13 protein-coding genes are annotated in these 13643 nt (G+C 66.4%); 7 read left to right on the plus strand and 6 right to left on the minus strand.

Translation table 11 applies throughout. From position 1 onward, the window contains the following. Nucleotides 1–60: 60 nt before the first annotated feature. Entirely contained in the window at nt 61–990 is a 930-nt protein-coding gene (locus LXM90_RS16760) for a Ku protein (RefSeq protein ID WP_326491889.1), read from the minus strand. A gap of 183 nt (nt 991–1173) precedes the next feature. On the opposite strand from LXM90_RS16760, the gene ligD reads away from it, so the two are divergent. Next, nucleotides 1174–3684: a DNA ligase D gene (gene ligD / locus LXM90_RS16765; RefSeq protein WP_234080820.1), complete on the plus strand. Its 2511-nt coding sequence runs from the start codon at nt 1174–1176 to the stop codon at nt 3682–3684. Between the two features lie 40 nt (nt 3685–3724). On the opposite strand, the gene LXM90_RS16770 is transcribed toward ligD, so the two are convergent. Beyond that, entirely contained in the window at nt 3725–4219 is a 495-nt protein-coding gene (locus tag LXM90_RS16770; RefSeq protein ID WP_020096265.1) for a GNAT family N-acetyltransferase, read from the minus strand. Between the two features lie 491 nt (nt 4220–4710). Here LXM90_RS16770 and LXM90_RS31920 point away from each other — a divergent pair, with 491 nt between their 5' ends. The 3 genes from LXM90_RS31920 to LXM90_RS16780 all read left to right on the plus strand — a co-directional run bounded on the left by LXM90_RS31920 (nt 4711) and on the right by LXM90_RS16780 (nt 6586). Next, entirely contained in the window at nt 4711–4833 is a 123-nt protein-coding gene (locus LXM90_RS31920; RefSeq protein ID WP_020096263.1) for a hypothetical protein, read from the plus strand. A gap of 173 nt (nt 4834–5006) precedes the next feature. Further along, nucleotides 5007–5270, plus strand: coding sequence for a hypothetical protein (locus LXM90_RS16775; RefSeq protein ID WP_020096262.1), 264 nt, complete (start codon nt 5007–5009; stop codon nt 5268–5270). Nucleotides 5271–5350: 80 nt separating this feature from the next. After that, entirely contained in the window at nt 5351–6586 is a 1236-nt protein-coding gene (locus LXM90_RS16780; protein ID WP_234080821.1) for a winged helix-turn-helix domain-containing protein, read from the plus strand. A 15-nt stretch (nt 6587–6601) separates the two neighbouring features. Here LXM90_RS16780 and LXM90_RS16785 read toward each other — a convergent pair whose 3' ends face one another. The 4 genes from LXM90_RS16785 to LXM90_RS16800 form a co-directional block, all read right to left on the minus strand. Continuing rightward, nucleotides 6602–7117, minus strand: coding sequence for an STM3941 family protein (locus tag LXM90_RS16785; protein WP_020096260.1), 516 nt, complete (start codon nt 7115–7117; stop codon nt 6602–6604). 480 nt (nt 7118–7597) lie between these two features. Further along, nucleotides 7598–8974, minus strand: a complete 1377-nt coding sequence (locus LXM90_RS16790; RefSeq protein WP_020096259.1) for an MFS transporter — start codon at nt 8972–8974, stop codon at nt 7598–7600. A 201-nt stretch (nt 8975–9175) separates the two neighbouring features. Next, the gene (locus LXM90_RS16795) at nt 9176–9826 is read right to left on the minus strand and encodes a polysaccharide deacetylase family protein (RefSeq protein ID WP_029359437.1); all 651 of its coding nucleotides are present in this window, start codon (nt 9824–9826) and stop codon (nt 9176–9178) included. Nucleotides 9827–9900: 74 nt separating this feature from the next. After that, the gene (locus LXM90_RS16800) at nt 9901–10836 is read right to left on the minus strand and encodes a LysR substrate-binding domain-containing protein (protein WP_128083379.1); all 936 of its coding nucleotides are present in this window, start codon (nt 10834–10836) and stop codon (nt 9901–9903) included. A 177-nt stretch (nt 10837–11013) separates the two neighbouring features. On the opposite strand from LXM90_RS16800, the gene LXM90_RS16805 reads away from it, so the two are divergent. The 3 genes from LXM90_RS16805 (at nt 11014) to LXM90_RS16815 (ending at nt 13630) form a co-directional block, all read left to right on the plus strand. After that, nucleotides 11014–11502 (plus strand): carboxymuconolactone decarboxylase family protein, encoded by a 489-nt coding sequence (locus LXM90_RS16805; RefSeq protein WP_020096256.1) that lies wholly within the window; start codon nt 11014–11016, stop codon nt 11500–11502. Between the two features lie 80 nt (nt 11503–11582). Then, nucleotides 11583–12977, plus strand: a complete 1395-nt coding sequence (locus LXM90_RS16810) for an MFS transporter (protein WP_234080822.1) — start codon at nt 11583–11585, stop codon at nt 12975–12977. Beyond that, the gene (locus LXM90_RS16815) at nt 12974–13630 is read left to right on the plus strand and encodes an alpha/beta hydrolase (RefSeq protein WP_056531139.1); all 657 of its coding nucleotides are present in this window, start codon (nt 12974–12976) and stop codon (nt 13628–13630) included. Before LXM90_RS16810 ends, LXM90_RS16815 begins: the two co-directional genes overlap by 4 nt. Nucleotides 13631–13643 lie beyond the last annotated feature (13 nt).

Genomic DNA, 13643 nt, shown 5'->3' on the forward strand with positions numbered 1-13643 from the left:
GCCGCCGTGCGGCGCTACGGGAGAGGGCCAGGGCCGGAGGCCGGAGCGGACGAGCGGCCATCACGCGGCCTTCCGCGACTTCGAGGACGTCGCCTTGCCCGCGCCGCGGTTCGAATTTAGCCGCGACCGCTTCGAACCCGCCTTCTTCCGGGCAGCGGCCGGCTGAGCGGAGGATCCACGCTTCTCGGAGTCGATGCTGCGCCTGAGGGCCTCCATCAGGTTCACGACGTTGCTGGAGCTCGGTGCCGCCACCTTCGATCGACCCTTGCCCTTCTCGGGCTTCTTCGCCTTGCCCTTGACCAGCGCGATCAGCGCTTCCTCGTAGCGGTCCTCGAACTTCGACGGATCGAACTTCCTCGTCGACCGGGCGATCAGCTCCTCAGCCAGGGACCGCATCTCGTCGGTCGGATTGCCGTCCGGCATGTCCTCGAAGTAGGCGGTGGGCGACCGGATCTCGTCCTGGTACCGCAGCAGGGTCGCCAGCAGGCCTTTGCCGTAGGGCTCGATCAGGACGATGCGCTCCCGCTTGTAGATGACGATCCGGCCCAGGCCCGCCATCCCCTTCTTCCTCATCGCATCCCGGATGACGGCGAACGCCTCGCGCGAGACCTTGTCCTCGGCCGCGAGGTAGTAGGGCTTGTAGAGGTAGCGCTCGTCGACCTCCTCGCGCTTGCAGAACGCCTCGATGTTGATCGTATGCGTGCTTTCCAGCGCGATCTCGCTGAGCTCCTCGTCCTCGACGGGGACGAGCTCGTCCTTGGCGACCTCGCAGCCCTTCACCTGGTCGTCGCGGTCGACGCTCTCGCCGGTCACCGAGTCGACCAGCAGCTGCTTCACGCGGTTGCCGGTCTCGCGGTTGATCGTGTGGCACTTCAGGTCTCTCGACGAGCTGATCGCCGGATACAGCCCGACGGAGCATGAGACGAGCGAAAGTCTCAGTTGCCCCTTCCAATTGGCGCGCGATGCCACCGCAGCCTCCAGAATTCGCACAAGTATTCGTTGCCGGCGATGAGTCGATGCGGTGCCGATCACGAATTCGGCGACTCAACGAGAGTCGCTCTCGACTCGTTCCTGCACAGTTCGCCCTGTGGATAACTTGCGAGATCTTGCCTGCCTCCGCGGTCGGAGCGGCATCCCGGAACCGGCGATCGGCCGCGCGGTTTGCCGAAAGCCATGTCCGAGCTCCTCAAGCCGTACCGCGAGAAGCGGGATTTCGAGGCCTCGTCCGAGCCGCGGGGACGCCGCGGGCGGAAGACCGCCAAGGCGCGCTTCGTCGTCCAGAAGCACGACGCCCGACGCCTGCACTACGACCTGCGGCTTGAGATGGACGGAGTACTCAAGAGCTGGGCCGTCACCCGCGGGCCGAGCCTGTCGCCGTCCGAGAAGCGGCTCTCCGTCCGGACCGAGGACCATCCCCTCGACTACCTGCGCTGGGAAGGGGCGATCCCCAAGGGCCAGTACGGCGGCGGGACCATGATCGTCTGGGACATCGGGTCCTGGGAGCCGGTCGGCGATGCGGCCGCCGGTCTCGAGAAAGGCCACCTCGAGTTCGTCCTGCACGGAGAGCGGCTCGGCGGCCGTTGGCATCTCGTGCGCATGAAGGGTCGCGGCGGCGAGAAGAAGCAGCCATGGCTGCTGATGAAGGCCGAGGACGAGCATGCGCGCCGCGAGGGCGACATCCTCGGCGAGCACAACGCGTCGGTCCTGTCGGGCCGGACCAATCGCGACCTCGCCGCCGGCGGCGAGGTAAGACCCGACCATGCGGCACGCGCGAAGGTCGCCTCGGTGCGCGTGACGAAGCCCGCCTCGGCTAAGTCCCCGCGCGCCCGCAAGGCCGTGCTGCCGCCCTTCGTCGAGCCTGCCTTGGCGACCCTCGTCGACGCGGCGCCGACCGGAGAGGGCTGGCTGTACGAGATCAAGCACGACGGCTACCGCATGCAGGCGCGCATCGACGGCGGCACCGTGAAGCTGTCGACGCGCTCCGGCCTCGACTGGACGTCGAAGTTCGAGCCGATCGCGAAGGCCCTGCAGAAGCTGAAGCTGCCCTCCGCTCTGATCGACGGCGAGATCGTCGTCGAGAACGCGAGCGGCATCTCAAGCTTCTCCGCGCTCCAGCAGGCCCTGGCCGACGGCGACACGGGAGCGACGAACTTCTACGCCTTCGACCTGCTCTACCTCGACGGCAAGGACATCCGCGCCCTCCCCCTGACCGATCGCAAGGCTCTGCTGCTGCAGAGCCTGGACGATGCGGGGTCCGCCGGCCGGATCCGGTTCAGCGAGCATCTTGTCGACGACGGCGCGGCCATGGCCCGCCATGCCTGCCGCCTCGGGCTCGAAGGCATCGTCGCCAAGCGGGCCGACGCGGCCTACCGCTCCGGACGAAGCGATCTCTGGCGCAAGGTGAAATGCACCGGCTCCCAGGATTTCGTCGTCGCGGGCTTCATGCCCTCAGGCACGGCCCCTAAATCCGTCGGCTCGTTGATCCTGGGAACACACCAGGATGGCACCCTCGTCCACGTGGGACGGGTGGGTACGGGGTTAGGCGACGCGGTCGCGCGCGAGCTCTGGGTGAAGCTGGAGTCCCTGCGGATCCCAGCGCCGCCGTTCGACGCCGAACTGCCGCCCCTGGCGCGCCGCAATGCACGATGGGTGGAGCCTCGTCTCGTCTGCGAGGTGACGTTCCGCGGATGGACCGCCGACGGTCAACTGCGGCATGCGTCTTTCAAGACCATCCGGACCGGCGTGGCGCCCGACGAGGTCGTCCGGAAGGCGGCGCCGGCGCGCTCACGGGCGCCGAAGCGGAGAACCGCGGAGTCGACCGTGACGCTCACGCATCCAGATCGCGTGCTCTGGCCGGACGTCGGCCTGACGAAGGAGGGCTTGGCCGGGTACTATGCCCAGATCGCCGACCGCATCCTGCCGCACGTGATCGACCGGCCTCTGTCGCTCGTCCGGTGCCCGGCTGGCCTCGGCTCGTGCTTCTACCAGAAGCACGGCTGGTCCGGGATCGACGAACGCCTTCTCCGCGTCCTCGAAGGCGGGACCGGGAAGGCGGTCGTGATCGGCGACCCGGATGGCCTGCGCGCCCTGGTCCAGGCGAGCGTCCTGGAGATCCATCCCTGGGGCGCGACGGCCGCGGACCCGGATCGGCCGGACCGCTTGGTCTTCGATCTGGATCCCGGGGACGGCGTGGGCTGGACCGACCTCGTCGCCGGCGCGCTCGAGGTCCGCGAGCGTCTGCGGATCTCGGGGTTCGGCGCCTTCGTCAAGACGACCGGAGGTAAGGGACTGCACGTCGTCGTCCCGGTCGAACCGAAGGCTGGGTGGGATGAGGCGAAGGCGTTCTCGAAGGGGCTCGCCTCCGAGATGGCCAAGAACGCGCCCGACCGCTACGTCGCGACCGTGTCCAAGAAGTCCAGGGACGGCCGCATCTATATCGACTATCTGCGCAACCAGCGTGGTGCGACCGCGGTCGCGACCTTCTCGACCCGCGCCCGCGCGAGAGCGCCGGTCTCGGTGCCGGTCGGCTGGGACGAACTCCCGTTCCTCGGTTCCGGATCGCGCTTCGACGTCGCCACCCTGCCCGGTCGCTTGGCGGCGCTCGGCAAAGATCCCTGGGCCGGCTTCGAGCGTGCCGCGCGGCCTCTGGAGGCAGCCGGCAAGCGCGGGCGTCGACGAATCTGACTGGCCTGTCTGTATGGACTTGCCGTCGGCTCGTGCAAGGTCAGCGTGGGCCGGGCAGGCGAAGAGCGAGATAGCGGACGGTCTTGGCCCCGCCGTGAATGGTGGCTGCGCCGACCTCCTCGAAACCGAGCCGGGCGTGGAAGGCGTCCGAGCTCGGGTTGGGCGGCATCGAGTTGACTTCGCACACGATCAGGTCGTGACCGGCCTCGCGGGCCTTCCGGAAGAGATCCTCGTAGAGCCGCCGCGCATGGCCGAGGCCGCGGGCAATGCCGGCGACCACGACCCGGTCGACGTACACGAAGCGCGGGTAGCGACTGCGGAACCATAGATAGTTCGGGCTCGCATAGGTCGGATGCCGCTCATCGAGGGCGATAAGGAAAGCGTCATTGCGGCCAATCCGGCGTACGTGGAAGCTCCCCGCCACGAGCTCGGAGAGACCTTCCTCGTCGAGCAGGGAGAGCTCGGCCGCGTGCGCGTTGTTGAGGGCCAGTATCGGACTGGTGTCGGTCGATGAGATCTGCAGCAGCGATGTCATGCACTCTCGCGTGTCGTCGGCCGAGCGTTGTACGCCATCCCGACTGCAAACTGGATCGAGGCAGCCGTTGTGGTCCCAGCGCGGATCGCAAGCTAGGTGGCCGGGACTCGGGAGTTGCACCTCTCGCCCTGGCATGCATTATACCAGTGACCTGACGCATGGGTCGTCCTCAACGCACCTCGCGCCCTCGTCAGAAACGTCGGGGGCGTTTTTTCTTGGGAGCGGTACGGCCGGCAGCTTCGGATGGAAGCTCGACGAGGTCTGCGGCGGTCCTTCGGCCAGGAACGCGCGATGGACGCTCTCGGTCGCCGGCGACACGATGATCGCGTCGATCGCACGCGGCTTCAAGGCCGGCGAGCCGTTCACCCTGAAGCGCTGCGCCACGAGGTAGCCGGGAAGCCGAGCCTGAGGCCCGGCCGGCTATCGCTTCCCGCCGTTCGGGTCCATCCATGGGCGGGCACGCCCCTCCCCCTGGGTGCGAAGGAGCTGCGATGAGCCCGCACGACTACACGTGGCTCCTGTTTGCGACGCCCACGGCCGTCGCCCTGCTCGGCGCCTTCGTCTATGTCGCGACTGGTCTTCAGGACCGGATCGACGGCCGCTGCGACCGGTAGACCGGGCCGCTGGCCCTGCCCACGAATGGTGCGCCTGTGCCGGGCGCATGGGGCGGCATCCCCGGGCGGAACCTGAGGTTCCGGATCCTGTTGTGGGATCGGCGAGCGCAGATGCCACTTGGCCCATCGGACGCCCGCCCTTCGGAAGGATCCAGATCGGGCACCTCGGCACCATGAAAGCAATCGTCTGTCTGTCCGCCGTCGTCGTCGCATCGACGCCCTTCGTCGGCACGCCCGCCAGGGCCGACGATGCCGAGGCGGCGCGCCTGTGCCGAGGAGACGCATTCAAGCTCTGCCTGAGCGAGATCCCGGACCGTGACCGGATCACGGCCTGCATGGTCCGGAACAGGGCGCGCCTGAGTCCGGGCTGCCAGACGGTGTTCAACAAGCCGTCCCGGCCAGCCACCGTCGAGGCCGCCAGCCACACGATCCGCTGAGCAGATGACGGTGGAGGGTATCCTCCGAAGGTCAGCACCTGCGGCCGTAGGATCGTGACGCCCGCCTCCCCGCCCATCCCATGGCTGGATCGAAGCTGGAACTGTCGATTACCGAAGCGCGCCGCATCGCGCTGACCGCCCAGGGCCTCGGCATGCGCCCGCTGTCGGACGGGATCGCCGTCTCGCGGATGCGTCGGCAGATAGGCCGCCTGGGCCTGCTCCAGATCGACAGCGTGAACGTCCTCGTCCGCGCCCACTACATGCCGCTGTTCTCGCGCCTGGGGCCCTACGACCGCGGCGCCCTCGACGCCCTGGCTGTCGCAGGCTCGAAGCGCTTCTTCGAGTACTGGGGTCACGAGGCGTCCCTCCTGCCGATCGATCTCCAGCCTCTGCTGCGCTGGCGCATGGACCGCGCCCGCCAGGGCCACGGCGTATGGAACCAGCTCAAGGCGTTCGCGGGCGAGCGGCGCGCGGAGGCGGACGCCATGCTCGCCCGGATCGGGCAGGAGGGCCCGCTGGCTGCCTCCGACGTCTCGGGCCCGAAGGCGTCCAAGGGCATGTGGGTCTGGAGCGATGCCAAGCACGCGCTCGAATGGCTCTTTTGGGCGGGACTCGTGGCGTCGACGCATCGGAGGGGCAGCTTCGAGCGCGTGTACGACCTGCCCGAACGGGTGCTGCCCCGCTCCGTCCTCGCCCGACCGACCCCGGCTCCGGTGGACGCCCGGCGCGAACTCGTCGCGCGATCCGCGGAGGCGCTCGGCGTGGCGACCGCGAACGACCTGCGCGACTACTACCGCCTTTCGCCGACCGAGGCGCGCCTGCCCATCGAGCAGCTCGTCGAGGAGGGCGTGCTCATTCCCGTGACCGTCCGCGGATGGCAGCAGCAGGCGTACCTGAACAGGGATGCCCGGCCCGGCCGCCGTCACCGCGGCGCGGCCCTCCTGTCGCCGTTCGACCCGCTCGTCTGGCACCGGCCACGGACGGAGCGCCTCTTCGGATTCCGGTACCGCCTCGAGATCTACACGCCCGCCCACAAGCGCGAGCACGGCTACTACGTGCTGCCGTTCCTCATGGACGGCGCGCTGGTAGCCAGGGTCGACCTGAAGGCGGATCGACGGGCCGGGGCGCTGATCGTCCTGCGCGCGCATCAAGAGCCAGGTGCGCCGGCGGCTACGATGGAGCGGATACTCGCGGAGTTGCGATTGATGGCCTCGTGGCTCGGCCTGTCCGACGTCGTGATTTCGTCGACAGCCGGGCTGGAGAGCCGCGATCACCGGGTCAGTTCCCGGATGAGCGACCGGGCGGCGATGGAATAGCCGGCGGACCCCAGGCTACGCGTTGCGCCGGGCCGCGGACACCGCCTCGGCCAATGCCGGGAAGCCGCCGCGCAGATCAGCCGCCGTCATCCAGTACCCGGACCGCCCGAAGACCCGATTCAGTTTGGCCCTGCGGCGCGCCCCCTTCGTCCAGGACAGATGCGCGTCGGCCGTCGGGTCGATCTCCAGCACCAGCATGCGCTGCCGCTGGATTTGCATCGGGGTCACGCTACGGATCGTCTCCCAGGGGATCCAGTCGGTCGACAGCCTGCGATCGTAGATCCCACGCGGCCCGACGGACACCACCGGTTTCGACTGGAACAGCTTGGGGAAGATCAGCACCGTGCAGAGGCCGAAGAACGCGACGCCGGCATAGGCCTCGAACTCGGCGAAGCTTCCGGGCGTTACGGCCGTGCGCCCGATTGTCGGGTGCGCATAGATCAGCCAGCCGGCGAAGGCCGCGAAACCGACGGAGGCCAGGAAGAGGCCGATGGTCCGCCACGGCGAGCGATGGATCTCGACGACATCCACGTAGGCGAACTCCGCAATGCGATGGGCTGACCTGCGCCAAGTCGCTCCTCGGGAGAGCGACTATCGCGCGCCCGAAGGCGATACCGTAGCCGATGTTGGGCGACCTCCTGCATGACGCGGGCCCAGAACGCCTCGGCGCGGACGCGTTCGAGTTGATTCTCCACCTTGTTCAGGCAGGCCCGAATGAAGACGCATCCGCCGTGACGGCCTCAGCGCGGATCAGCGGGGCGGCATTCCTGGCCTGGATCTTCTCGACAATCGAGAGCAGGTGCGCGCGATCCACCGTCTTACGCGTGGCGCTGCCGGAGCGTCCGCTTCGGAGAACACGGCGGTGTACCCCGAATGGCCGGGTTGAGCGCGAAGCGAAACGGTCGGTCCTACGCGCCCCGACGATCCGGCGAGACGTAGTCTGGCCGTAAGCGGCCGATTTGCTTCAGAGCATGCCCGCTGTGGAACTGGACACTAGCGACAGGAGCGATGTCACGACCGCGTGCCGAAGTCGCAGCCCGTGTTTATTGGCTTTGATGACAGAGGTCTTTCAACCAAACGCGGGTTGCGGAGGGAGAGAATAGCCATTCCGCCGGTGGCAAGGACGAAAGCGACGAGACCCGTCGAGACGGCGAGACCGCCCGTCAGGCTCGTGAAAAATCCGAACGCGATTGGCGCCGCCAGGCTTCCGACCTGCCCCATGCTGCTGATGAAGGCGAGACTTCCCACGGCTTCGGCTTCGGTCAGGAAGCGCACCGGTATGGTCCAGAACAGGGCGGTCGCCGACAGATAGCCGATGGCGAGCAGGGCCAGGCAGGCGATGGCCGCCGCAACGTTCTGCGCGACGAGGGAGATGGCGAGGGCGGCCGTCGCGGCCAGGAAGGCGGATAGGGCGAAATGCCACCGCCGCTCGAGCCGCCGGTCCGAACTACGGCACAGCAGGAGCATGCCGACGGCACCCACGGAATAGGGGATCGCCGACAAGAGCCCGACGCTGAACACGTCGGCTACGCCCGATCGCTGGATAATCGTCGGCGCCCAGAAGTTCAGAACGGTCCCCGCCCAGGTGATGGAGAAATATCCGAAGGTCGCGATCCACAGCTTCGGATTTCGCAGGGCCGACAGGAAGGCCCTCGCGGGCGCGTGTCCCTGTTCGAAGGTCCCGGATGAGAGATCGGCCGCCACGATCGCCTTCTCCCGTGGCGTCAGCCAGGCGGCATCCGCGGGTCGGTCACTCAGCACAAAGAACGCGCCGACTCCGACGAGTACCGGCAGCGCCCCCTCTACGAGAAACAGCCATTGCCAGCCCTTGAAGCCGGCCGCGCCAGCGAGGTGCTGGATGATCCAACCGGAGGCTGGTCCGCCTACGATGCCCGACACCGCAATGGCGAGGACGAACAGCGACATCACCCGCCCGCGCAGGCGATGGGGGAACCAGAAGGTGAGGTAGAGGACGATGCCCGGGAAGAAGCCAGCTTCGGCCGCACCGAGTAGGATCCTGGCCAGGTAGAAGGTCGCCGGGCTCGTCACAAACGCCATCGAGCAGGACACGAGGCCCCACAGACACATGATACGTGTCAGCGTCTTCCGCGCGCCAATGCGGCCAAGGAGAAGATTGCTCGGCACCTCGAAGAGGATGTACCCGACGTAGAAGATGCCGACGCCGAAGCCGTAACTCGCGTCCGACAGGCCGATGTCACTCTGGAACGTCAACTTGGCGAAGCTGACGTTTACACGGTCGATGTAGTTCAGGACATAGCATAGGAAAATCATCGGGATCAGCCGGAGGCTGATCTTCCGATAGATCCTGGCTCGTTCGTTCTCAGACGCTTGCTCGATAGCAACGCGCGTCTTGGACGCATCGGCCATTCCAAATCCCCCATCGCGAGCTTGGCTTCCGCGGCGCGATCCTGTTCGAATAATTCGCGCCGTCCCGACCGAGCCAAGTCTCGCTACGAAGCATAGCAGGCCATTTTGCAGTGTTGCGATGATATATTTTCATCGTTTCAATCGATGCCATCGATCGATGATGCCGGTAGATCTGTCGCACGCCCTGCGAGGGTGTGCCGATCAATCGGCCATGAAGTCCGGAGACATCGACACAGTCCGTCCCGCTTCGGTCAAAATCACCGACCTCGGAATCGCCTGCTCGAAGGTCGCTCCAAGATCTGTCAGACGTTGAAGCAGCTCAGGCAACCGGACGAGGCATCCAGCCTCGATGTCATGAATGACCATGACACTCCAGTCCTGCTCCCGCACCTGGGCCATCGCGGTCTCGACCCAGCCGTCCGCGTCCTTCCAGTCACCGGGGACGCTGTTCCAGGTGATCGTCGTGTAGCGTTCGGCGAGGAGGTGATCGAGCGCCGCCCGACTCAACAGATGCCGGCCGATCAGTCCGTCGTTCCCGTAGGGGCGGAAGAGCTTCTCCGGTCGCGTCAGCGAACCGATCCTTTGCTGCGTCTCCTCGATCTCTCGGAGCGCATAGTCCCGGTCCGTCCGGTCCCCGAGTGCCACCGAATGCGTAAAGGTGTGATTTCCGATCCAATGCCCCGCTGTATGAGCAGCCCGCATGAGATCGGCTGCAGCGGGGTCGTCGAGCCTCTGCCCGATCACGAAGAAGGTGGTCTTGATTCCGGCCCGGTCTAGGATCCCCAGGATCTGATCCGTCACATGTGGTGTGGGGCCGTTGTCGAAGGTGAGGGTGACCTGCTTGGCTGCCATATCTGACTCCAATTCGGGCTCGTTCGCCGTAGTGGTCGTGGACACACTGGCGAGCTCCCGCGACGACATCCCCGCTACAACCGACGCGTCGAATGAGAAGTCTTATCGCAGGCTCGTCGGAGCGTGTGCAGGAAGGATGCGACGTGCGGAGGCAGGACCTCGTTCCGGCGCAATAGCACGCCAGGGCTCCGCATGGGCGTGGGAGTTTCGAGAGGAACCGACAAAAGCGTCCCATCCTCTGGGACGGCCTGTCTCGACAGGATCGCGACGATGTTCATACGCCGAACGAGGCCGAGGATGGGACCGATCGTGTTCATCTCTGCGACGAGGTGCGGGACGGCGCCGCATTGCCGGAAGCAGTCATCCAGCAGCCTGCGGGTGGTGAATTCCGGTGAGAGCAACACGACCGGCTGATGGTGGAGTTCCGCCATGCGGACCCATTTCCGGGCTGCCCACCGGTGTTCAGGCGAAAGCACGAGATCCAGAGGCTCGTCATAGAGGGGTTCGAAGGCGAGATCCTGCTGGTGGTCCGGCCTGTAGGAGATACCGAGATCGAGGGCACCGGCCAGGAGCCGCTCCTCGATCACGCTAGCGGCGAGTTCCTCCACGACGACGCGCATCGAAGGATTGCGGGTGAGGAACTCGGTCAGGCAGGCGGGGACGAGATTGACGTTAAAGGTGTGCGTCGCGGCGATCCTAAGCCAACCGGTCAGGACCTGATCCTGGGGGGACAGCGCCCGAAGGCCCTCGTCCAGTTCGCCGAGGGCCCGTAGGACACGGGGCAGCAGGTTCTGCCCGGCTTCAGTGAGGAACACGCGCTTGCCGACGCGGTCGAACAGGCGTTGCCCGACCTGATCCTCCAGTTGCCGGATCTGGTGAGACAGGGTCGATTGGGTGATGTGCGTCTGCCGCGCGGCCCGGGTGAAGCTCAGGTGCTCAGCCAGAGCCACGAAGTAACGCAGGTGACGGAGTTCCATCGGTCTGCCCGTTCGATCGACGGCATCGATCAATTGAATGCATCGATATCATTATATCGATGCAACCCGGCGCGCTATACGATGCTGACGCTGGGCTGACGGCTTCTACCTTCACGGTCCGCCACTCCGCGCAAACGCCCTGATTGGGAGCTCGAAGTGCCGAGGATTGGGAACGCGAGCCGGGCCAGCGTCGGACCAGATCACCAGGGATTGTTCGACCGCCTGGAAGCGCTGCGGGGAAAGCCGGTCGAGAACGTCTTTCTCGCCGTCGCCAACGCGCCTGCGCTGTGTGACGGGGTTCTCGCGATGGCGATGTCGCTGCGCCAGAGCACTCTGCTCGACCGGCAACTTCGCGAACTAGCCGTCCTGACGGTCGGGCTTGAGACGCGGGCTGACTACGAGGTCGCGCATCACTGGAACTCGGCGGTGAAGGCCGGGCTGTCCCAAGCCAAGCTGGAGCAGCTTGCGCAGTTCGAGACGGATGACCGGTTCACCGCTTCCGAACGCGCCGTCATGCGCTTCGCTCGCGACGTGACGCGGACCGGCCGTGTCGATGACGGCCTCTGGGCCGAATTGTGCGGGTTCCTGGACGAGCAGGAGCGACTAGAACTGGTCCTGACGACGGCTTGGTACAACTGCGTCGTTCGCATCCTCCTCCCCCTCAATATCGAACTTGAGGACTGGTTCTCACGTCTCTGATGGCGAGCGCGAGAGAACTTGCGCCCGGCGTGCCTTCGAACCGGACGGAAGTTCCGGAACAGAATAGGGAGATCATGAAAATGGACGTGACGCCCGGAGGTGATCCGCCCGTGCTTGGCCGACCGTCGGCTAAGTCATTCGAGACGGATGATGTGGATAGCGCCGCACTCTATCGAAAATTGCAGTGGCGGCTGCTGCCGTTCCTCTTCGCATGCTACGTGGCTGCCTATCTCGACCGGGTGAATATCGGCTACGCGCAGTTGCACATGCGCGCGGAGCTGGGCTTCAACGACGCGGTTTACGGCCTCGCCGCCGGACTATTTTTCGTCAGTTACTTTCTGTGCGAAGTCCCGAGCAACTTCGTCCTTCAGCGCGTCGGCGCCCGGCGAACGCTGGCGCGCATCCTAATCCTGTGGGGGCTCGCCTCCTCGGCAACGATGTTCATCACCGGGCCCCATTCGTTCTACGCGCTGAGGCTGATCCTGGGAGCGTTCGAGGCGGGCCTCGCCCCCGGGGTGATGTACTATCTGACGCTCTGGTATCCGAACCGCCGCCGGGCGGAAATGACTGCAATTTTTCTGAGCGGCAGCATGCTCGCCGGTGTGATCGGTGCACCTGTCTCAGGCTTCATCCTCGAAGGCATGCAGGGCGTCCTCGGCCTCAGGGGCTGGCAGTGGATGTTCCTTCTGGAGGGCATGCCGGCCGTGCTTCTCGGGCTCGTCGCGCTCCGGATCCTCGTCGACAAGCCTCAAGATGCTCCCTGGCTGACATCATCCGAGAAGATGCTCCTTTTGGCAGAGATCAACCGGGACGCGAACTTGGCTGCCGGCGGCCATGCATTCGGTGCGGCGTTCCGCGACCCACGAATCTACGTCCTCGCGCTGGCGTACTTCACCCTCGTCTGCGGGCTCTATGCGATCACCTTCTGGATGCCCGTGATGATGCAGGCCGCCGGTGTCCAGGGAGCCGCCGCAATTGGCCTATGGTCCGTAATCCCCTATGCGATCGGCGGCATCGGCATGGTGTGGCTGTCCCGACGCTCTGACCGACGGCAAGAGCGGCGGTGGCACTACGCCGTCTGTGTCGGTGTCGGTGCCTGCGCGCTGATTGGGGCGTCCCTCGCCGGCGCGAACCTTCCAGTCGTCCTGGCACTGCTCTCCGTCGCGACCGCGACGCTCTTCGGCGCGATGCCGATCTTCTACGGCATCCCGATGGCCTATCTCCCCGAGCGTTCGGCCGCGGGCGGCTTGGCGCTGATCAACTGCCTTGGCCTCACGGGTGGCTTCGTGAGCCCCTTCCTGCTGGGCTGGATCCGGAACGCGACGGGGAGCCTGACGCCCGGCCTGTGGTTCATGACGGGCCTGATGCTGACGGGCATCGTGGTGCTACTCCTGGCGACACGCCGCCCGTTCACGCGAGTCACGCCCCACCCCGCCAACTCCGGGCTCAGTTTCGGGTCGGAGGCAGGCCGGTGAGCCTCGATAGCTTGGCCCACCGCTGGTATGCGTCGGAAGGGAGCCGATCGCCGCTCCTCCTGCTGCACGGCACCGGAGGTGACGAAGACGAGCTTGTGCCCTTTGCCCAGGCAGCGGCCCCCGGCGCGCCGATGCTGGCCGTCCGCGGAGCCGTATCGGAAGGTGGCAAGCTGCGCCACTTCGCTCGCCATCCGGACGGTCGTTTCGATTCATCCGAGGTCGTCCGCCGAGCCGATGAGCTGGCGGCCTTCGTCGCGGCCGCCCGCGACCGTTACGGTTTCGGGCCCCCGCTTGCCCTCGGCTTCTCGAACGGAGCCAACATCGCGGCCGCACTCATGCTTCTGCATCCTGCTCTTCTGACGGGCGCGATCCTGTTGCGCGCCGTTCCACCGCTGACTGGTACCGCGGCCGCTGCCCTTGTCGGGCAGCGCGCCGTCGTTGTCTCGGGCGAGACGGATACGATCGCGCCGCCGGCACTCGGGGCCGATCTGGCACTTTGCCTGACCGAGCTGGGCGCCGAAGCGACCCACCATGTCCTACCCTGCGGCCACGACCTGACACCGGCCGATGTGCCCCTCGCCCGCGACTGGCTCAGCTCTCTCGCCGAAGGGGCACCCGCTGGACCGGCTTCCTCCCACTTGATTCGCCCTTGATCCGGAGATGATC

Origin of the sequence: Methylobacterium oryzae, assembly GCF_021398735.1 — a bacterium.
GTDB lineage: Bacteria > Pseudomonadota > Alphaproteobacteria > Rhizobiales > Beijerinckiaceae > Methylobacterium.